General features: G+C 73.4%; 16 protein-coding genes. 12 read left to right on the top strand and 4 right to left on the bottom strand.

Annotated elements, in window-relative coordinates:
* The 7 genes from ACFXB5_RS27930 to ACFXB5_RS27900 all read left to right on the top strand — a co-directional run bounded on the left by ACFXB5_RS27930 (nt 1) and on the right by ACFXB5_RS27900 (nt 6787).
* Entirely contained in the window at nt 1-603 is a 603-nt protein-coding gene (locus ACFXB5_RS27930; RefSeq protein WP_385212612.1) for a CBS domain-containing protein, read from the top strand.
* Nucleotides 600-1505: a universal stress protein gene (locus ACFXB5_RS27925; protein WP_385212610.1), complete on the top strand. Its 906-nt coding sequence runs from the start codon at nt 600-602 to the stop codon at nt 1503-1505. Before ACFXB5_RS27930 ends, ACFXB5_RS27925 begins: the two co-directional genes overlap by 4 nt.
* A 369-nt stretch (nt 1506-1874) precedes the next feature.
* The gene (locus ACFXB5_RS27920; protein WP_385212608.1) at nt 1875-2729 is read left to right on the top strand and encodes a universal stress protein; all 855 of its coding nucleotides are present in this window, start codon (nt 1875-1877) and stop codon (nt 2727-2729) included.
* Nucleotides 2730-2769: 40 nt separating this feature from the next.
* Nucleotides 2770-3837: a zinc-dependent alcohol dehydrogenase family protein gene (locus ACFXB5_RS27915; RefSeq protein WP_385212607.1), complete on the top strand. Its 1068-nt coding sequence runs from the start codon at nt 2770-2772 to the stop codon at nt 3835-3837.
* Nucleotides 3838-3854: 17 nt separating this feature from the next.
* Nucleotides 3855-4682: a universal stress protein gene (locus ACFXB5_RS27910; RefSeq protein WP_385212605.1), complete on the top strand. Its 828-nt coding sequence runs from the start codon at nt 3855-3857 to the stop codon at nt 4680-4682.
* A gap of 66 nt (nt 4683-4748) precedes the next feature.
* Nucleotides 4749-6107: a nicotinate phosphoribosyltransferase gene (locus tag ACFXB5_RS27905; protein WP_385212603.1), complete on the top strand. Its 1359-nt coding sequence runs from the start codon at nt 4749-4751 to the stop codon at nt 6105-6107.
* 14 nt (nt 6108-6121) lie between these two features.
* The gene (locus ACFXB5_RS27900; protein ID WP_385212601.1) at nt 6122-6787 is read left to right on the top strand and encodes a CBS domain-containing protein; all 666 of its coding nucleotides are present in this window, start codon (nt 6122-6124) and stop codon (nt 6785-6787) included.
* Nucleotides 6788-7230: 443 nt separating this feature from the next.
* On the opposite strand, the gene ACFXB5_RS27895 is transcribed toward ACFXB5_RS27900, so the two are convergent.
* Nucleotides 7231-7812, bottom strand: a complete 582-nt coding sequence (locus ACFXB5_RS27895) for a hypothetical protein (protein ID WP_385212599.1) — start codon at nt 7810-7812, stop codon at nt 7231-7233.
* Between the two features lie 147 nt (nt 7813-7959).
* Between ACFXB5_RS27895 and ACFXB5_RS27890 the strand changes: the two genes are divergently transcribed.
* Together ACFXB5_RS27890 and ACFXB5_RS27885 are read left to right on the top strand one after the other, a co-directional pair.
* A complete protein-coding gene (locus ACFXB5_RS27890) occupies nt 7960-8670 on the top strand; it encodes a response regulator (RefSeq protein WP_385212597.1) in 711 nt (236 codons plus the stop codon).
* A gap of 125 nt (nt 8671-8795) precedes the next feature.
* Nucleotides 8796-9815, top strand: a complete 1020-nt coding sequence (locus tag ACFXB5_RS27885; protein ID WP_385212595.1) for an Acg family FMN-binding oxidoreductase — start codon at nt 8796-8798, stop codon at nt 9813-9815.
* Between the two features lie 268 nt (nt 9816-10083).
* On the opposite strand, the gene ACFXB5_RS27880 is transcribed toward ACFXB5_RS27885, so the two are convergent.
* A complete protein-coding gene (locus ACFXB5_RS27880; protein WP_385212593.1) occupies nt 10084-11796 on the bottom strand; it encodes a GAF domain-containing protein in 1713 nt (570 codons plus the stop codon).
* A gap of 191 nt (nt 11797-11987) precedes the next feature.
* On the opposite strand from ACFXB5_RS27880, the gene ACFXB5_RS27875 reads away from it, so the two are divergent.
* Nucleotides 11988-16595, top strand: coding sequence for a glycoside hydrolase family 2 TIM barrel-domain containing protein (locus tag ACFXB5_RS27875; RefSeq protein ID WP_385212591.1), 4608 nt, complete (start codon nt 11988-11990; stop codon nt 16593-16595).
* A gap of 27 nt (nt 16596-16622) precedes the next feature.
* Here ACFXB5_RS27875 and ACFXB5_RS27870 read toward each other — a convergent pair whose 3' ends face one another.
* Together ACFXB5_RS27870 and ACFXB5_RS27865 are read right to left on the bottom strand one after the other, a co-directional pair.
* Nucleotides 16623-17117: an NUDIX domain-containing protein gene (locus tag ACFXB5_RS27870; protein WP_385212589.1), complete on the bottom strand. Its 495-nt coding sequence runs from the start codon at nt 17115-17117 to the stop codon at nt 16623-16625.
* 77 nt (nt 17118-17194) lie between these two features.
* Nucleotides 17195-17965: a class I SAM-dependent methyltransferase gene (locus ACFXB5_RS27865; protein WP_385212587.1), complete on the bottom strand. Its 771-nt coding sequence runs from the start codon at nt 17963-17965 to the stop codon at nt 17195-17197.
* A gap of 136 nt (nt 17966-18101) precedes the next feature.
* On the opposite strand from ACFXB5_RS27865, the gene ACFXB5_RS27860 reads away from it, so the two are divergent.
* Both ACFXB5_RS27860 and ACFXB5_RS27855 read left to right on the top strand, forming a co-directional pair.
* Nucleotides 18102-18671 carry a winged helix-turn-helix transcriptional regulator gene (locus ACFXB5_RS27860; protein ID WP_385212585.1) on the top strand — a complete coding sequence of 190 codons (570 nt, stop codon included), beginning with the start codon at nt 18102-18104 and terminating at the stop codon, nt 18669-18671.
* Nucleotides 18672-18731: 60 nt separating this feature from the next.
* Entirely contained in the window at nt 18732-19160 is a 429-nt protein-coding gene (locus tag ACFXB5_RS27855) for a DUF2267 domain-containing protein (RefSeq protein WP_385212583.1), read from the top strand.
* Nucleotides 19161-19350: the final 190 nt, after the last annotated feature.

Raw genomic sequence — 19350 nt, 5'->3', positions numbered from 1 at the left:
ATGAAGCACCGCAAGATCGGCAATGTGATGACCGACGACGTCGTCCGGGTGAGCTCCAAGACGTCGTTCGACGAGGTCGGTGCGCTGCTCTCCCGGCACCGCTTCAACGGGCTGCCCGTGGTGGACGAGGACGACAAGGTGGTCGGCATGATCACCGGGACCGATCTCAGCGAGCCCGCTCCGACGGCCGGCCAGTTGATGTCGCGCCCCGCGGTCACCGTGCGCCCCCAGGACAGCATCGTGGACGCCGCCCGCGCGATGGACCGCCATCGCGTCGAGCGGCTGCCCGTCGTCGACGAGGAGGACCGGTTGATCGGCATCGTCACCCGCCGGGACCTGCTGCGGGTCTTCCTCCGCCCGGACGACGAGATTCGCGCCGAGGTGATCGACGAGGTGCTGGTCCGGTCGCTGTGGCTCGGCCCGCAGTCCGTCGCGGTCACCGTGACCGACGGGGTCGTACGGCTGGAGGGGCAGCTGGACCGGCACAGCGAGATCCCCATCGCGATCCGGATGACCGGGCAGGTGGACGGCGTGGTGGCCGTGGTCGACCGGCTCAGCTACCGGGTCGACGACTCCGCGGACCGGGGAGGTGCGCGGCGATGACCCGCCCGGCCGGCAAGCCGCTGCGGGACGGCCGGGTGGTGGTGGGCCTGGACGGCTCCGACAGCGCCTGGGCCGCGCTGGACCGGGCGGTCGCCGAGGCGCGGCGGCGTGACGCCACGCTGGAGATCGTGCACGCCTGGCCATGGGCCCGGACCGACCCGCTCGCCTTCGACCCGGACAGCGAACCGCGGCGGCCCGCGGTGGAGATCGCCAGGACCGTGCTGCGGCTGGCCATGTCGCGGGCCCAGGAGCAGGATCCGCACCTGCGGATCGTGCCCACCCTGACGGCCCAGGACGCGGTGCCCGAGCTGCTGCGGATCGGCGAGGACGCCTCGCTGATCGTCATCGGCACCCGGGGGCTCGGCGGCTTCACCGGGCTGCTGCTCGGCTCGGTCGGGCTGCGGCTGGCCGCCCACACCCGGCGCCCGCTGCTGGTGGTGCGCGGCGGGTCCACGAGGGCGTACGGGCCCGAGGGCCACGGCAAGGTGCTGGTCGGGGTGGAGAGCGGCGCGGACTCGGCGGCGGCCCGCTTCGCCTTCGAGGAGGCCGCCCGGCGCCGCGCCCGGCTGCGGGTGCTCTACGCCTGGCCGAAGCCGAGGGTCTTCGCGGGCGATCACGCGCTGCCCGCGCGGGAGGTGGTGGCGCTGCGCGCCGAGCGGGAGCAGACGGTGGCGTACGGGATGGTGGCCGGGCTGCGCGAGGAGTTCGGGCAGGTCCGGGTGCGGGAGCACACCACCCACAGTGCCCCCGCGCAGGCCCTGGTGGAGGCGTCGCGGGCGGCGGACGTCCTGGTGCTGGCCGTCCACCGGCGGACGCCCCGGCTCGGCATGCAGCTCGGGCCGGTCACGCATGCGGCACTGCATCATGCGCACTGTCCGGTGGTGTTGGTGCCGGTGGAGTAGGCGCTAGTGGACTGGCTCCGTGCTCGGTGGCCGAAGCCCCTCCGGACTGCGGGCGACGAGGTCCGGTGCCCCTTCCCGAAAAAAGCTTGATCTGGCGCAACTATTTCATCAAGCAGTGTCCAGGGGTGCCGGGTCAGCCTCCGGCTCCGGGCGACGGAAAGGGCCGTAAGACCTGGTCCCCGGGGCCTCCCCGGGACCGGTCGGCCCTGTCGGCGGGGGCCCGGTCATGGTCCGCTGGAGATGGCACCGGGGGCAACCAGCCGACGCGGAGAAGCGGACGTCCCACTACCGCGCACCGCGCAATCAGGGCCCGCGAGAAGTGGGCGCCCCCGGCGTCCGGGCCGGGCACCTGCCGGGAAGGAGGCAGCGATGGCGCGCCCCGTCACCGTCGGACTGGACGGTTCCGACGAGAGTCTGGCCGCCGCCGGCTGGGCCGCCCATGAGGCCCGTTCGCGCGGTGCGCCACTGCGGCTGGTGAACGCGTGGCCGGGGCCCGAGCAGAAGGATCTGACACCGGGCCGGGAGGCCGCCTGGCAGTACTGGTCCGAGCGCGCCCTGCACGCGGCACGCGCCGAGCTGGACGCCGACCACCCGGAGACGACGATTCTCACCGCTCAGATCTCCGGCCTGCCCGCGCCCGTCCTGCTGGCCGAGGCGGAGCGGGCCCAGCTGCTGGTGGTGGGGTCCCGTTCCATCGGCGCGGTCGCGGGCTTCTTCCTCGGCTCGGTCGGCCTGGAGCTCGCGGCGCGTTCCATGACCCCCGTGGTCCTGGTGCGGGCGGACGGGCACGAGGAGCGGCACGGCGATGTGGTGGTCGGCGTGGAACCGCGCGAGCCGTGCGACGACATCCTGGAGTTCGCCTTCGACGCCGCGGCCCGGCGCGACGGTGTGCTGCGGGCCGTCTACGCCACCCGGGTCCCCGCCATCCGGGGCGACGCCCCCTGGGTGGTGGACGTCGGGCTGAGCGACGCGCGCAAGGAGGCCGAGCACGCGCTGGGCGAGGTGCTGGCGCCGTGGCGGGACAAGTTCCCCGAGGTACGGGTCTTCGAGGAGGTCGCGTCGGACAGCCCGGCCCGGCGGCTGGTGGCCGCGGCGGCGGGGACGGCGCTGATGGTCGTGGGCCGCGGTCCACGCCGGGTGGGGTTCGGCCCCCGGCTGGGGCCGGTCACCCAGGCCGTGGCGCACCACGCCGCCTGCCCGGTCGCGGTCGTGCCCCAGCGATGAGCCCCGCCGCGGAACACCATCGGAGGAAAGGGAAGCGGCCATGAAAGCACTCGTCTTCCACGGGCCGGAGCGGTCCTCCTGGCAGGAGGTGCCCGACCCCGAACTCGAGGCCGCCACCGACGCGATCGTCCGGATCGACACCACGACCATCTGCGGCACCGATCTGCACATCCTCCGCGGCGAGGTGCCGGACATCGAGCCCGGCCGGGTGCTCGGTCACGAGGGGGTCGGCGAGGTCGTCGAGACCGGTGCCGACGTCCGCGGGATCCGTCCCGGCGACCGGGTGCTGATCTCCTGCATCTCGGCCTGCGGCCACTGCCGCTTCTGCCGGGAGCGCGGCTACGGGCAGTGCCGTGACGGCGGGGGCTGGATCCTGGGCCGTACGGTCGACGGCACCCAGGCCGAGTATGTGCGGGTGCCGTTCGCCGATCTGTCCACGCATCCGCTGACGGGGTCGGCCGAGGGCCATGACGTGGTGCTGCTGGCGGATGTCTTCCCCACCGCGTACGAGGTGGGCGTCCTCAACGGCCGGGTGGGGCCGGGTGACACGGTCGCGGTGGTGGGCGCCGGGCCCGTCGGGCTGGCCTCCATCGCCACGGCGCAGTTCTTCTCCCCCGGCCGGATCATCGCCATCGATCCGGACACGGCCCGGCTGGACGCCGCCAAGCGGGTCGGCGCCGACGCGGTGGCGGATTCCGCCGAGGATCCGGAGCGGCTGGTCGACGATCTCACCGAGGGGCTCGGCGCCGATGTGGTGATCGAGGCCGTGGGGAGCCCTCGGTCCTTCGAGACCTGCACCCGGATGGTGCGGCCGGGCGGCCGGATCGCCAACGTGGGGGTGCACGCCCAGCCCGCGACACTGCATCTCGAAGAGCTGTGGATCAAGAATGTGACGATCACCACCGGGCTGGTCGACACCTACTCGACCCCCACCCTGCTCTCCCTGCTGTGCGCCGGGCGGCTGCCCACGTCCACGCTGATCACCCATCTGTTCGAGCTGGACCAGATGGAGGAGGCGTACGACGTCTTCGCCCACGCCGCCGACACCGGCGCGATCAAGATCGCGCTCGGCGAGGCCGCCCGTCCGCTGGTGGCCCGGGGGACGTGAGCGGGGAGGCGATGCGCATGGGAGCACCCATCGCCGTCGGGATCGACGGTTTCGCCGAGAGCCCGCCGGCCGCGCACTGGGCGGCGCGCGAGGCGGTGCTGCGCGATCTGCGGCTGCGTCTGATCCACGTCTGGAACCCGCCGTCGCCCCCGGCCCCGGCCCTCCCCCACGAGGACGACCAGAGCTACTGGTCGCGGCGGCTGCTGACCGACCTGGTGGGCGAGTTGCGCGACACCCACCCGGGGCTGCGGGTCTCGGCCGAGCTGGTGCCGCGCGAGACCGTGCCCGCCCTGCTGGACGCGGCCCGGGACGCCGAGATGCTGGTACTCGGCTCGCGCGGCCGCGGCGCCCCCGGCGGCTTCCTCCTCGGATCGACCGGCCGCCAGGTCCTCGCGCACGGGGTACGCCCGATGATCATGGTGCACGCCGACGACAAGCCGCTGACCGCCGATGTGGCCGTCGGGGTGTCCCTGCGGCGGCCGAACGAGGAGGCGCTGCGGTTCGCCTTCGACGCCGCCGCCCGGCGCGGCGGCGTGCTGCGGGCCGTGCACGCGGGCGCGCACGGGCCGGGGGACGAGGCGGCGGCGGGGGACGAGGCGGCGGAGGAGGGTGCGCTGGACGCGGCGCTGCGCCCCTGGCGGGAGCGATACCCCGGGGTACCGGTGGCGGAGGCGTTCACCGCGGAGCGCCCGGCGCTCGGCGTGGTGCACACCGCGCCGGGCTCGGGGCTGCTCGTGCTGGGCCGCGACGAGACGGAGCCGGGCCCCGTCCCCCACCTGGGCCCGGTGATCCACGCGGCGGTGCACCACGCGCCGTGCCCGGTGGCGGTCGTCCCGCGCGGCTGATGTCCGGAAAGAGACGAGTGATGCCCGGAGGGAAGCGGGCGATGTCCGGAGGGAGGCGGGAGTGACGTGTCGGAGGCGATGACCACCGACCTCTACGAGGTGACGATGGCCCTGTCGTATCTGCGCGAGGGCATGACCGCCCCGGCCACCTTCGACCTCTACGTCCGCGATCTGCCGCCCGAGCGGGGCTTCCTGGTCGCCGCGGGCCTGGAGCCGGCGCTGGACTTCCTGTCCGGCTTCCGCGTGGCGCCCGAGGACGTGGCGGCGTACGCCGCGGCGATGGGCCGTCCGTACGAGGACCTCGAACCGCTGCTGGGGCTCGGCTTCGACGGCGAGGTGCGGGCGGTGCCCGAGGGACGGATCGTCCTCGCCGGGGAGCCGCTGCTGGAGCTGACCGCGCCGCTGCCGCAGGCCCAGCTGGTCGAGACGTATCTGCTGGGGCAGCTGAGCCACCAGACCACCATCGCCTCCAAGGCGGCCCGGTGTGTCGTGGCCGCGGAGGGGCGCCCGGTGGTGGACTTCTCGCTGCGCCGCACCCACGGCCCCTGGTCCGGGCTGCAGTCGGCGCGGCTGGCCACGATGACCGGGTTCACGGCGACCAGCAATGTGGCGGCGGCCGCGGCCTACGGGATCGAGGCCACCGGGACGATGGCGCACGCGTACATCGAGGCGTTCCAGGACGAGGAGACCGCGTTCCGCGCGTTCGCCCGTGCCCACCCCGGCCCGGTCACCCTCCTGGTGGACACCTATGACACGGCGACCGGCGTGGCCACCGCGGCGCGGGTGCTGCGCGAGCTGGAATCCGGGCCCCTCGGCGCGATCCGGCTGGACAGCGGCGACCTGGGAGATGAGGCGGTGCGGGCGCGGGAGATCCTCGACGCGGCGGGGCTGCCGGAGGTGCGGATCGTGGCGAGCGGCGGGCTCGACGAGTACGCCATCGAGGACCTGATCCACTCGGGCGCGCCGATCGATGTCTACGCCGTGGGTACCCGGATGGGCGTGTCGGCCGACGCCGCCTCCCTGGACACCGCGTACAAGCTGGTCGCCTACGACGGGCGGCCGGTGATGAAACTGTCCTCGGCCAAGGCCACGGCCCCGGGCACCAAGCAGGTGTGGCGGCGCCCCGGCTTCGCCGATGTGATCGGCGAGCGCGACGAGCTTCCGCCCCACGGCGGGGCGCCGCTGCTGGAGACCGTGATGCGGGAGGGCGTACGGACCGGAGCCCCCGACACCCTCGACCGCGCCCGGCGGCGGTTCGACACCGATCTCGCGGGGCTGCCGCCGCACGCCCGGCGGATCCGCCGCCCGGCCCCGCCCAGGCCCTCCACCTCCGCCGGGCTGGCCCGGCTCGCGGGGCGGGTGCGCCGCCGGATCGAGGTCCGGCTGGCGGCCAGTGGCGAGGCGGGCGGAAGACAGGCAGCGTGACGAAGGAGGATGCCGTGCCCCGGAGTGCCCACATCGTGAGCGATGTGATGACCCATACCGTCGTCGCCGTCGGCCGCGAAGCGCCGTTCAAGGAGATCGTCAGAACCCTGGAGCAGTGGAGGGTGAGCGCCCTGCCGGTACTGGAGGGCGAGGGCCGGGTCATCGGCGTGGTCTCCGAGGCGGATCTGCTGCCCAAGGAGGAGTTCCGCGACAGCGACCCCGCGCGGGTGGCGCAGCTGCGCGACCTCCCCGGTGTCGCCAAGGCGGGCGCGGTGACGGCCGATGAGCTGATGACGACCCCCGCCATCACCGTGCACGCGGGCGCCACGCTCGCCGAGGCCGCGCGGATCATGACCCACAAGCGGGTCAAGCGGCTCCCGGTGGTGGACGAGGAGGGCCGCCTGGAGGGCATCGTCAGCCGCGCCGACCTGCTGAAGGTGTTCCTGCGACCGGACGAGGACATCGAGGACGAGGTACGCCGCGAGGTGGTGACCCACCTCTTCCCGGCCCAGGGCGAAACCGTCCGGGTGAGCGTGAACGAGGGCGTGGTCACCCTGACCGGACGGGTCAAGGAGGCCGTCCTCATCCCGGCGGCGGCCCGCCTCATCCGCGCGATCGAGGGCGTGGTCGACTTCGACAACCAGCTCACGGCCGCGCCCCATACGACCCAGCGGCGGTAGGAGCGCTGTCCGGCGGGCCCTACCGGGCCACGCTGCCCCGGGCCCTGGGGCGGCGGGCCCGCTCGATCAGCCATCAGCCATCAGCCGCCGCTGCCGGTGCCAGTGCCGGTCGGTTGTTGAGTGCGGGTTTCGTTTCGCGCCTTCGGCGCCATTGAGCAGCGGGGCAGGGGGCGGGAGCGCGGGCCTCGCCGCCGACCGCCGGGCCGGTGCGGGCAGGGCCAGTGGCGGCTCCCGTGCTCGGTGGCCAGAGCCCCTCCGGGCTGCGGGTCGGCGGGGTCCGGACCCCCTTCCGAAAAATGCTTGATCTGGCGCAACTAGTTCATCAAGCGATGTCCAGGACCCCGCCGGATGCGCCGCGCCGGGGTCCTGGGCGTCCGGGCACGGCAGCCCGGGCGACAGCAGCGGGCACACCCGTCGAAACCCGGCCGGGCGCGGCCACCGCGTCACCGGATGTGGCGGCTCCAGCGGGGGCCGACCTCGGCCCAGGCGCGGCCCCACTCCTGGGCGCGGGCGCGGTCCAGGCGCCAGCGCGCCACACCGCGTCCGGCCAGCGACACCGCGCCCACGCCCGCCGCGGCGGACGTCCCGGCGAGCACCGCGCGGGTGGCGATCTGCTCGGGGGTGGGCGGCCGCTGGACCAGGCGGCCCCGGCCGTCGGTCCAGATCTCGGTGGCGGTGCCCGCCTTGCTCCCCTCGTGGACCCGTGCCGTACCGGTGTGGACGGCGCCGTCCGGGCCGGTCCACCGGACGATCGCGCGCACCTGGCCGGTGGTGGAGCCGTCGGCGGCGGGCTGTGCGACGGGCGCGTCCTCCTTGAGCACCGCGGGCACCCGGTGCCGGTCCGCCCGCTCCTGCCGCAGTGACGCGTCCACGGCGGTGCCCGCGGCCACCCCGGCCGCCGGGCCGCCGACCGCCATCACCAGGCCGGTCACGAGCACGACCCACGCCTCGATCACGTCCGAGCGGCGTCTGAGCGGGTTACGCCGCCATCGCCACAGCCGCCGCCCCCGCACTTGCGTGCCCATGCCGTGACCGTCGCACGCGCGGGGCGGGCGGGACGAGGGCCGGGCAGCCCCCTTGGGGGCCCGTTCGGCCCTGGTACCGCGCTGACCTGCTGCGCCAGGATTCCCACCGGGGGCCGGGCGGACGGCGGACGAACGGTGCGAGAGCCCATGACGGAGACCGAAGCGACACGAGCGACACCGGCGACGCCCATCAGGGTGTTCGTCCTCGACGACCATGAGGTCGTCCGGCGCGGACTGCACGATCTGCTGGACGCCGAACCGGACATCGAGGTGGTCGGCGACGCCGGGACCGTGGACCACGCGATGGCCCGGGGCCCGGCGCTGCGGCCCGACGTGGCCATCCTGGACGTCCGGCTGCCGGACGGGGACGGCATCACGGTCTGCCGTGAGCTGCGCTCCCGGATGCCGGGTCTGGCCTGTCTGATGCTGACCTCGTTCGACGACGACGATGCCCTGCTGGACGCGATCATGGCCGGGGCCTCGGGCTACGTACTCAAGCAGATCAAGGGGTCGGACCTGGTCTCGGCGGTGCGCACCGTGGCCTCCGGCCAGTCGATGCTGGACCCGGCCACCACCGCCCGGCTGATGAGCACCCTGCGGGGCGACACCGCACCGCAGGAGCCCCGGGACGAGGTGCTGGCCGGGCTGTCCCCGCGCGAGCGGGAGATCCTGGTGCTGATCGGGGACGGGCTCACCAACCGGCAGATCGGCAAGCGGCTCTTCCTGTCCGAGAAGACGGTCAAGAACCACATCTCCCGGCTGCTGGCCAAGCTGGGCGTGGAGCGCCGCATCCAGGCGGCGGTGCTGGCGACCCACTCGTCCCCGCGCCCCGACGACGGCCATCCGGGACAACCCTGAATGGCCCGGGACGCCCCGGGGCCGGGGCCGTACGGCCCTGCCCGTACCGCTGACGGCCCGACCACTCTGATGGACGGCCCCAGGCCTCACCACCACTGACGGCCCACCGGCGAGGAGAGGACCCCATGCAGCCCGCAACGCTCGACGCGGCGATCCTGGAGAAGCTCATCTCCGCGGCCGTGGCCGCTCCCTCGATCCACAACACCCAGCCCTGGCGCTACCGGCTGAACCCCAAGACCGTCACCCTGGAGGTCCGGGCCGCCCCCGAGCGGGCGCTGCGGTACGCCGATCCGATGGGCCGGGCGCTGAGCGTCTCCGCCGGGGCCGCCGTGTTCAATCTGCGGGTCGCCGTGGCCCACTTCGGCTGGGACCCGGTGGTCCGGCTGCTGCCGTACCGGTCGCAGCCCGATCTGCTGGCCACGGTGCGCCTGGCCGCGTCGCCCGCCGACCGCGCCGGGGGCCATGACGGCGGACACGACGACCTGTACGACGTCATCTGGCGGCGGCACAGCAGCCGCTCCCCCTACTCCGCGCGCCGACTGCCCGCACGGGTGCTGTGCGAGCTGACGGAGGCGGCGCGCGCGAACGGGGCCACGCTGTGGCTGGCGGACCCCGAGGAGACCGCATGGCTGCTGCGGCTGACCGCAGAGGCGGAGCGGCGCATCTGCGGAGACCCGCGCCGGCTCGCCGAGAGCCGCACCTGGATCCGCGACACCGGACCGTACGGAATCCCCCCGGCCGCCCTCGGCCCACGAGACGCCACCGGGCGGCTGCCGATGCGCGACTACCTCGGCCCGCGGCCGGACGGCCGCTGGGGTCCGGACGGCCACTGGGGTGACGATCGGCCCGCCGCCCCGTTCGAGACCCGTCCGACCATCGCCGTGCTGACCACGGACCAGGACCGGCGCACCGACTGGCTGCGGGCCGGGCAGGCGCTGGAACACGTCCTGCTGCTGGCGACCTCGCACGCGGTCCGGGCGTCCCTGCTGCACCAGGCGCTGGAGTGGTCCGATCTGCGGTGGTCGCTGAGCGACGCCCACCCGGCGCCCGGCCATGTGCAGATGCTGATCCGGCTGGGTTACGGACCGGTGGGCCCGGCCACGCCGCGCAACGGGGTGGCCGAGACGCTGGACCGGAGCCACTGACGCACCACGGGCCCCACTTATCGCCGCGCCACGGCCCGGCGCCGGCCGCCGCGCCACGGGCCAGCCCTTATCGCAGCGCCGACGGGCCAGCGCTGACCGCTGCGGCGCAGGCCGGCCCCCATCTCCGCGCCATGGCCAAGCCCCGACCGCCGCGCCGCAGGCGGGTGCCGGCCACTGCGGCACGTCCCAGCCCCCATCGCAGCGCTACGGCGCCACCGCCCATCGCCGCGCCACCGGGCATCGCCCAACACTCCGGCCCGGCCACCGCCTATCGCTCCGGCAGCGGTACCGCCCACACCAGGCGGGTGCCGCCGCCCGGTGGCTCGCCGAGTTCCAGCTCACCGCCGAGCTTCTCGGCGCGCTCGGCCATGTTCCGCAGTCCGCTGCGACGGCCGCCCTCGGGGATGCCCACCCCGTCGTCCGTGACCGTGAGGGTCAGCCGCCCGGACGCCACGATCAGGGAGATCTCGGCGGCGTCGGCCCCCGCGTGCCGGGCGATGTTCGACAGCGCCTCGGCCAGCACGGCGACCATGTCGTCCGCGACCGAGCGCGGCACATCGGTGTCGACCAGGCCCTCGGTACGCAGCGAGGGGGTGAAGCCGAGCGCGGGCACGGCCTCCTCGATGGTCTTGGCGGTACGGACCCGCAGCCCCTGGACGGCGGGGCCCGCCTCGTGCGAGCGCAACCCGAAGATCGTCGAGCGGATGATCTTGATGGTGTCGTCCAGGTCGTCCACCACCCGCAGCAGCCGTTCGGAGCCCTCCGGGTGCTGGACGAACCGCAGGGTGGACTGCAGCGTCATCCCGGCGGCGAAGAGCCGCTGGATGGCCAGGTCGTGCAGATCGCGGGCGATCCGGTCGCGGTCCTCGAGGAGGGCCAGCTGTTCGGCGTCGCGCCGCCGCTCGGCCAGTTTCATCGCGATCGCCGCCTGGCCCGCGAAGCCCAGCAGGGTGTCGGTCTCGATCTGAGTGAAGACGGGGCTGTCCGCCACCCGGGCCAGCGAGAGCACCCCGCCCACTCCGTCCCTCGTCCGCATCGGCACCGCGACGGCCGGGCCGAGCCCCTCCCAGCGCTGCGGGCCGACCGTGATCCGCGGGTCGTTCTGGACATCGGTGCTGGTGACCGGCTCGGAGGCGGTGAAGGCCGCACCGCCGAAGGTGCCCCGGCGGGGCAGCACCAGACCGCGGTGGGCCTCGGCATCGGTGCCCGCCGCCAGCGCGACCTGAAGCTCGTCGGTGTCGGCCACCGGCAGCATCAGCACACCGAGGTCGGCGGAGAGGATCCGGCGGGCGTGCTCGACGATCAGCTCCAGGACCCTGGTCTCGTCCACTCCGGACAGCAGGCTGTGGGTGACCTCGGCGTTCGCCTCCAGCCAGCGCTGGCGGTGCTGGGCCTCCTCGTACAGCCGGGCGTTCTCGATGGCCACCCCGGCGGCCACGGCGAGGGTGGACAGCACCGTCTCGTCCTGGCCGTCGAACTCCTTACCGCCGCGCTTCTCGGTGAGGTAGAGGTTGCCGAAGACCTCGTCGCGCACCCGGATGGGGACTCCGAGGAAGGAGTGCATCGGCGGGTGGTTCGGCGGAAAGCCGTAGGAGGCCGGATGCTCCGAGAGCTCGGCCAGCCGCAGCGGCTGGGGGTGGCGGATCAGCTCGCCGAGCAGCCCGTGACCGGACGGCAGCCGCCCGATCGCCGCGGCCCGCTCCTTGCCGACGCCCACCGGGAGGAACTCGGCCAGCCCCTGGTCCTCGCCGATGACGCCCAGCGCCCCGTATTCGGCGTCCACCAGCACCACCGCGGCCTCGACGATCCTCCGCAGCACATGCGACAGATCCAGCTCCCGGCCGACCGAGAGCACCGCTTCCAGCAGGCTGTGCACCCGGTCCTGGGTGCCACGCACCCCGTCGATGCGCACCTGCAGCTCTTCCAGCAGCTCGTCCAGCCGCAGCCGGGGCAGGTACTCCGTACTCCTCGCGCTCTCCATACCCACGGTGCCTCCGTCGGCCCCACCGCGCTCGGCACGGCATTCCGCACGGCCCTCACTCCTTTCACGGTAGCCGCGCCAGGCCGACGGTGAGTGCTGCGGGACATCTTGGCGCGAGGGGGTGCGTTGGCTAATGTTCGACCTTGTTCATTCTGGAGCGTTTCCAACCCCACAGAAGGGTGGACCACCAGATGCCCCGACGCCCCCGACGTCGCTTCCCCCTCCCCCGTTTTCCCGCGCTCTCCCGGCTTCCCCGGCTCGCCGCCGTCGCCCTGGCCCTCGCGCTCGCCGTCCCCGCCTCCCCGGCGGCAGCGGCGGACGCCCCCGCTCCCCCCGCGGATGTGTACAAGCTGCTGGAGGACCCCGAGGTCACCGCGGTCGGGCAGGAGCCCGCCCACGCCCGGCTGACTCCGTACGACGACACCGCCGAGGCCCTCGGAGGCGGCACCAAGAGCCGCTGGACCGCCTCGCTCGACGGCACCTGGAAACTCCATATGTCCGACCGCCCCGAGGAGGTGCCGAAGGACTTCTTCACCGAGGGCTACAACACCTCCAAGGGCGGCTGGCGCAGCGTGAGCGTGCCGCACACCTGGCAGACGGACGGCCTGGACCATCCGGTGTTCCGGAACATCCCCACCGAGATGTATCCGGACGACCCGCCGAAGGTCCCGCACGACGTCAATCCGACCGGTGCCTACGTCAAGACCTTCGAGCTGCCGAAGAGCTGGGAGAAGCGGCGGACGTTCCTCCGCTTCGAGGGCGTCACCAGCGGCTATCTGGTGTGGGTGAACGGCTCCTACGCGGGCTATGACCAGGGCGGCTACACCCCCGCCGAGTTCGACATCAGCGATCGGCTGCACCCGGGCCGCAACACCATCGCGGTGCAGGTCCACCGCTGGGGCTCGGGGTCGCATCTGGAGGACTACGACCAGTGGCGGTTCTCGGGCATCTTCCGCTCGGTCGGGCTGTACTCCACCCCGGCCGAATATTTGCGGGACATCACCGTCAAGACCGATCTGGACAGCCGGTACCGCGACGCCCGGCTGGCCGCCGAGGTCGATGTGGCCGCCAAGGGCCCGGAGCGCGCCGCGGACGACCGCAAGGCACTCGGCGACCGAAAGGTCCTCGGCACCCTCTACGACGAGCGCGGACGCAAGGTGACAACGATGTCGGGGACGGTGGGCGGCGGCGGTGGCTCCACCGCCCTCACCGCCGATGTGACCAACCCGGCCAAGTGGACCGATGAGACGCCCCACCTCTACACCCTCGTCGTCCGGCTCACCGGCGCCGACGGCACGGTCACCCACACCACCGCCCAGCCCGTGGGCTTCCGCGAGACCGAGATCAAGGACAGACAGCTCCTCGTCAACGGGAAACGCATCCTCGTCAAGGGCGTCAACCGCTCCGAGACCGACCCCGACACCGGCCGGCACGCCACCCGTGAGCGCACCGCCTCGGACGTCTCGCTGATGAAGCAGCTCAACATCAACTCCGTGCGCACCTCGCACTACCCCTCGGATCCGTATCTCTACGAACTGGCCGACGCCCGAGGTCTGTGGATCGACGACGAGGTGGACATCGAGACCCATCACCACGACGCCTGCCCGGACGACTGCCTGGCCGAACGGCCCGAGTGGCAGGCGGCGTTCATGGACCGCCTCACCGCGATGTACGAACGGGACAAGAACCATCCCAGCGTGCTGATGTGGGACACCGGCAACGAGGCCGGACTGGGCAAGGCCCACTACGCGATGGCCGACTTCCTGGACCGCGAGGACCCGGCCCGGCCGGTCTACCACCAGCCCAACAGCCCGGACGGCGACGCCCCGTTCGCCGATGTCTGGGGCCCGCGCTACCCCTCTCCCTCGGGTCTCGAGGAGAAGGCGAAGGCCACCACCAAGCCGATCATCATGGGTGAGTACGCCCACGCCATGGGCAACTCGCTCGGCAACTTCCGGGAGTTCTGGGATGTGGCGCGGAAGTACCCCCAGGTCCAGGGCGGCTACATCTGGGACTGGGCGGAGCAGAACATCACCCAGCCGCTGCTGACCACCCCCGACACCTCCGGCAACGACATCCTGTCGTACGTCTCCGGAAAACCCGGGCTGGTGGCGGGGCAGCAGGGCAAGGCGCTGGAGCTGTCCGGTCTTGACGACTTCGTGGAGGTCTACCGCGATCCGAAGCTGGACGCGGTGTCGGACGCGCTCACCCTGGACGCCCGGGTGAAACCCGCCGACTGGACCGGCTCCTTCACCATGATCGCCAAGGGCGACCACAGCTATGCGCTGAAGATGCGCGACAAGGACACCCTGGAGTTCTTCGTCTACGGCGACGGGGACTGGCACACCGTCGCGGCCGACGTCCCCGACGGCTGGTACGGCTCATGGCATCGCGTCTCGGCCACCTTCGACGGCCGGACGCTCCGGCTGCTCATCGACGGCGAGCAGACCGCGTCGGCCGACTGGACCGGCTCCGTCGGCTACTCCGCGCAGCCGGTGAACATCGGCCGCAACCCGGAGACCGACCAGGAGAACATCCGCACCCGGATGGCACACGGCACCATCGACCAGGTCCGCGTCTACCACAAGGCGCTGAGCCCCGATCAGCTGGCCGCCGACCCCAGTGGGGACGCGGTACTGGCACTCGACTTCGACCGGCTCGACCGTAAGGGGGACTTCCTGTCCTACGGCGCCGGGACCGGCGGGGTCGACGGGGTGGTCTCCTCCGACCGCACCGTCCAGCCCGAGGCACGCACCATGGCGGCCGTCCACGCCCCGATCCGGATCTCGGGCGAGGAGGCCCGCGCCGGGCGGGTCGAGGTGCGCAACGAGCGGTCCTTCACCGGCACCGGCGACCTCCGGCTGCGCTGGCGCCTTACCGAGGGCGCCCGCACCCTGGCCCAGGGCAGCCGCGGCCTCGACCTCGCCCCCGGTGAGCGGAGCACCCTCCAGCTGCCCAAGCCGCCCGCCAACCCCCAGGACGCCGACCGGCAGCTGACCGTGGAGGCGGTGCAGGCGGCGGACACGGCCTGGGCGAAGGCCGGACACCGGGTGGCGGTCGAGCAGTTCGACATCGGCGGCCGCCAACTCGCGGGCACGACACCGGCGCGGGCACCGGGGAAGGTGAAGGCCACCACCTCCGGCGACCGCCTTACGGTCACCGGCGACGGCTTCTCGTACGGCTTCGACCGGGCCGGTGGCGAACTGGTCTCCATGAAGTCCGGAGGCCGGGAACTGCTCGGCTCCGGCCCCGAACTGGACGCCTGGCGCGCCCCGGTCAGCAATGAGATCGGCTCCGAGGAGGGGCCCTGGCGCGAGGCGGGCCTGGACCGGCTGCGCACGAAGCCGGGCAAGGTCACGGTGGACGAGCGGAACGGCGAGGTCGTCGTCACCGTGCCCTCCTCCGCCGCCGCGTCCGGCGTGAAGGACTCCTCGTTCGCCCAGACCCTGCGGTACACCGTCAGCGGTACCGGGGAGCTGCGCCTCGACCACCGCGTGGAGGCCCGGGGCGCGGCGCGCAAGGTGCCCTATCTGCCGCGTATCGGGCTCTCGCTGCGCATACCCGACCGCTACGACCGGTTCAGCTGGTACGGGCGCGGGCCCCAGGAGAACTACAACGACCGTAAGGACGGCGCCCCCGTGGGGGTGTACTCCACGGACGTGGCCGAGCAGTTCGCCGGATACACCAAGCCGCAGGACTACGGGAACCACGAGGACGTCCGCTGGGCCTCGCTCTCCGACGGCAGCGGCGGGCTCCTGGTGTCCGGGGACTTCTCGGCCGGGGTGACCCCCTACACCGGGATCGACCGCGCCGCCTACCCGTTCGCCCTCCGCAAGGACCCGGGAGGCAACACCCTGCACCTGGACCACGCGGTGAGCGGGGTGAGCGAGACGTTCCACACCGTGCTGCCCGAGTACCAAGTGCGGCCCGCCAAGGAGTACGCCTACACCCTGCGGCTGCGCCCGCTGACCGGTGCCGAGGCCCGCACCGGCACCCCGCACGGCCCGGTGGTCTGCGCCCCCGAGGCGAAGCTCACCGCCGCCGACACCACGGTGCCGGCGGGCGGCTCCACCCCGGCCGAGCTGACCGTCACCAATCCCTGCGACACCCCGCTGCGCGATGTCACGGCCTCCTTCGGCCTGGCCGAGGGGTGGACCGCCGAGCCCGGCACCTTCGACCTCGGCGACCTCGCGGCGGGCCGGACCGCCACCGTACGGACCACGATCGCCCGTGGTGAGGGCAGCCCGGACGGTCTGCGGCCCGCCGTGGCCGATGTCCGCGCGACCTCGGACGGTGGCGCGCGGGTGAGCGGCTCGGCGTCGGCCGAGCTCGACGGCACGCCTCCCCCGCCGCGCGGTGCGGCGGCGGTGTCCACGCTCGACTTCATCACCGCGGACAACGGCTGGGGCCCGGTCGAGCGCGACCGCAGCAACGGTGAGGCCGCCCCCGGCGACGGCAAGACCCTCACCATCGACGGCACGACCTACGAGCGGGGCCTCGGCACCCACGCCGACTCCACGGTCGAGGTCTTCCTGGGCGGCAACTGCTCGACGTTCACCGCGAAGACGGGCCTGGACGACGAGGTGGGGGCCGACGGCAGCGTCGTCTTCGAGGTCTACGCCGACGGCGAGCGGGTCTACCGGGGTGAGACGGTGCGCGGCCCGGACGCGGCCGTACCGGTGGAGGCGCGGGTCGAGGGCGCGCAGCGGCTCCGGCTGCGGGTCACCGACGGCGGCGACGGCAACGCGCATGACCACGCCGACTGGGGAGCGGCCACGGTGCACTGCGGAACGGAGTGACATGACAGCTGGGGGCGCGGGTCCCGGTCATTCGCTGCCGGGGCCCGCGCCCTCCGCACTCCCGAGCAGCTCCTCCAGCCGGTCCAGGAACACCCGCTGCTTCGTCACCATCTTCCGGCGGGCCTCGTCCAGGCCGAACCAGGCGACCCGGTCGATCTCGGGGAACTCCCGCATCCGGCCGGAGCCCTTCGGCCACTCCATGGCGAACGTGCCGGGAGTGATGCCCGCCGGATCCAGTTCGCCCCGCAGCGCCCAGGCGATGACCAGTTTGCCCCCGGTCTGGGTCACGGAGCCGAGCGGAATCGGCTCACCGCCGGGCGGGGCCACGCCGAGCTCCTCCTGGAACTCCCGGCGCGCGGCGGCCTCCGGGGTCTCGTCCTCTTCGTACTCCCCCTTGGGCACCGTCCAGGCGCCCTCGTCCTTGGTGGCCCAGAACGGGCCTCCCATATGGGCGAGCAGAACCTCAACGGCCGGGCCCGCGCCCCGGTACAGCAGGAGTCCCGCGCTGCGCTTACGAGTCACGGTGCCCAGTGTGCGCCCACGCGGCCGGGGCGGGGTGCCGGGCTCACCGTTCAGCCCTTACGGGCGTAGCCGAGGTATCAGCCCTTACGGGCGTAGCCGAGGTAGGTGACCAGCGGCCGGGCGTCCGGGGCGAGGACGAAGTCGACGATCGGCGGGATCTCCTCATCGGTGATCCGCCCCCGGCGGCGCGCCATGGTGGCCTTGACCAGGCTGCGCGGATCCTTGGGCTTGAAGTCGCAGATGTCCTCGTTGCGCAGCCCCTGCCGCTCCAGGGCGGCGGTCAGCTCGTCGGGGGTGCGCAGCCGGGCCGCCGTGTAGCGGCCGGCGGGCATGATCCGGGTCATCGGGACGCGCTGGAAGGCGCCGAGGTAGATCAGCCGGGAGAGCAGGGTGCGGTTGACGGTGTCGTAGATCAGTACCCCGCCGGGCCGCAGCACCCGGGCGGCCTCCGCCAGCACCCGGTCCAGATCCGGGGTGATCTCGAAGGTGTCCGCGTAGTAGGCGAGGTCGAACGCGCCGTCGGCGAGGCCGAGTCGCTCGGCGGGCGCGGTGCGGTAGTCGATCCCGGGGTGCTCGCGCTCGCCCGCCTCGCGCGCCATCTCGGTCGCGGTGGCGGAGGGGTCGACGGCGACGACATCGAAGCCGAGACCGGCCACCCCGCGGGCCAGCAGCCCGCGGCCGCTTCCCACGACCACGGCGCGGCTACCGGACGCGGACAGGTCCACGCTCTTGAGCGTGGTGCGGACGTACTCCAGACGGCTGTCCTGGAAGGTGACGGCCCTGATCTGACGGCCGTCGACGGCCTCGGGCGACCGTGAGTCCAGTTCGATGTGCGGGGCGGCGGCCATCGTCTTCTCCCTCACGGATGCGCGGATTCGCGGATTCACCGGTGCCTGGGGCGGCCCGGACGGGCTCGCTCGCCGGGTTCCCCGGGGAAACCTAACACTCTTAAGTTCCCTCAGGGAACTCGGGTAGGGTCGGGTCATGACCCGTACTCCGCTCGCCGATGTGGCCTGTTCGATCGCCCGCGCCACCGATCTGTTCGGCGACGCCTGGACGGCGCTGATCATGCGGGATGTGCTCACCGGGGTCACCCGCTTCGACGATCTCGCCCATGACCTGGGCATATCGCGTAAGGTCCTGGCCGCCCGGCTCTCCCGGCTGGTCGAGGAGGGGGTGCTGGTCCGGGAGCGATACCAGGACCGGCCGCCGCGTGAGCACTATCGCGCCACTCGCAAGGGCGAGGAGCTCTATCCGGTGCTGCTCGCGCTGATGGAGTGGGGCGACCGCTGGTACGCGGGCCCCACCGGACCCCCGGCCCGGATCCGCCATCTCGACTGCGGGCGGGACACCGCACCGGTGTCCGCGTGCGCCCACTGCGGGGAGCCCCTGACGGTCGGCAACACCACCCAGCTCCCGGGCCCTGGCGGGCGCACCGGCCCCGGCACCCGAGTGCTGGGCCCGCTGCTCGCCGCGCGGGCCGACAGGCGGGAGGACAGGCCGGAGGACAGGCGGGAGGCCACCCCGGAGGCCGGGCGCCCGGCGGCGGTTTGAGCGAATGGCACGGGGCACTCGGCACAGCAGCCGGGCACCCGACCACGAGGAGCGCCGACCATGCGCTACGAAGAAATGACGGGCCTGGTCCAGGCCCGGGCCCAGCTCCCCGACCGGCAGTCCGCCGAGCGGGCGGTACGAGCGACGCTCGAAACGCTCGCCGAGCGCATCCCGGACGGACTGGCGGACCATATGGCGGCCCAACTGCCGCAGGAGGCGGCGGAGCCGCTGCGGCGCGTCGCCGCCTCCCATGAGGGCTCACCCGAGGAGCGGGCGTACCGGCGCGACCACGGCGAGCGGTTCGACCTCACCGGTTTCGCGGGCCGGATCGCCTGGCGCACCGAGCACACCGAGGAGGAGGCACTGCGCGAGGCGGCCGCCTTCTTCGAGGTACTGGACTCGGCCATGGACCCGGAGCTGATGGAGAAGCTGTACGGCGTGCTGCCGAACGACATCCGGGAACTGCTGCCGGAGGCCCGGGCCGAGTAGAACGCGCCGACCGAGCCGGAGTCGCGGCCCGAGTAGGGCTCACGGCCCGCCCACGGGGAGCCCGGCGGACCAGGCGGCGGGCCGTATATCGGCAGTTTCCCCTCCCCGCCCCTTCCCGATACCAGGGGCTCCGCCCCTGGACCCCGGAGCCCGGGGCAGAGCCCCACCACGCGGCGAAGCCGCATGGTGA

It is taken from the genome of Streptomyces sp. NPDC059455 (genome assembly GCF_042750115.1).
Lineage (GTDB): Bacteria > Actinomycetota > Actinomycetes > Streptomycetales > Streptomycetaceae > Streptomyces > Streptomyces endocoffeicus.
The sequence above is the reverse complement of the archived record's forward strand: the minus strand, read 5'-3'. Positions and strand labels throughout refer to the sequence as shown.

What these genes read in the sequence shown, in the direction of transcription:
- ACFXB5_RS27930 (WP_385212612.1), top strand. Translation starts at nt 1, where the DNA reads ATGAAGCACCGCAAGATCGGCAATGTGATGACCGACGACGTCGTCCGG.
- ACFXB5_RS27925 (WP_385212610.1), top strand. Translation starts at nt 600, where the DNA reads ATGACCCGCCCGGCCGGCAAGCCGCTGCGGGACGGCCGGGTGGTGGTG.
- ACFXB5_RS27920 (WP_385212608.1), top strand. Translation starts at nt 1,875, where the DNA reads ATGGCGCGCCCCGTCACCGTCGGACTGGACGGTTCCGACGAGAGTCTG.
- ACFXB5_RS27915 (WP_385212607.1), top strand. Translation starts at nt 2,770, where the DNA reads ATGAAAGCACTCGTCTTCCACGGGCCGGAGCGGTCCTCCTGGCAGGAG.
- ACFXB5_RS27910 (WP_385212605.1), top strand. Translation starts at nt 3,855, where the DNA reads ATGGGAGCACCCATCGCCGTCGGGATCGACGGTTTCGCCGAGAGCCCG.
- ACFXB5_RS27895 (WP_385212599.1), bottom strand. Translation starts at nt 7,812, where the DNA reads ATGGGCACGCAAGTGCGGGGGCGGCGGCTGTGGCGATGGCGGCGTAAC.
- ACFXB5_RS27890 (WP_385212597.1), top strand. Translation starts at nt 7,960, where the DNA reads ATGACGGAGACCGAAGCGACACGAGCGACACCGGCGACGCCCATCAGG.
- ACFXB5_RS27885 (WP_385212595.1), top strand. Translation starts at nt 8,796, where the DNA reads ATGCAGCCCGCAACGCTCGACGCGGCGATCCTGGAGAAGCTCATCTCC.
- ACFXB5_RS27880 (WP_385212593.1), bottom strand. Translation starts at nt 11,796, where the DNA reads ATGGAGAGCGCGAGGAGTACGGAGTACCTGCCCCGGCTGCGGCTGGAC.
- ACFXB5_RS27875 (WP_385212591.1), top strand. Translation starts at nt 11,988, where the DNA reads ATGCCCCGACGCCCCCGACGTCGCTTCCCCCTCCCCCGTTTTCCCGCG.
- ACFXB5_RS27865 (WP_385212587.1), bottom strand. Translation starts at nt 17,965, where the DNA reads ATGGCCGCCGCCCCGCACATCGAACTGGACTCACGGTCGCCCGAGGCC.
- ACFXB5_RS27860 (WP_385212585.1), top strand. Translation starts at nt 18,102, where the DNA reads ATGACCCGTACTCCGCTCGCCGATGTGGCCTGTTCGATCGCCCGCGCC.
- ACFXB5_RS27855 (WP_385212583.1), top strand. Translation starts at nt 18,732, where the DNA reads ATGCGCTACGAAGAAATGACGGGCCTGGTCCAGGCCCGGGCCCAGCTC.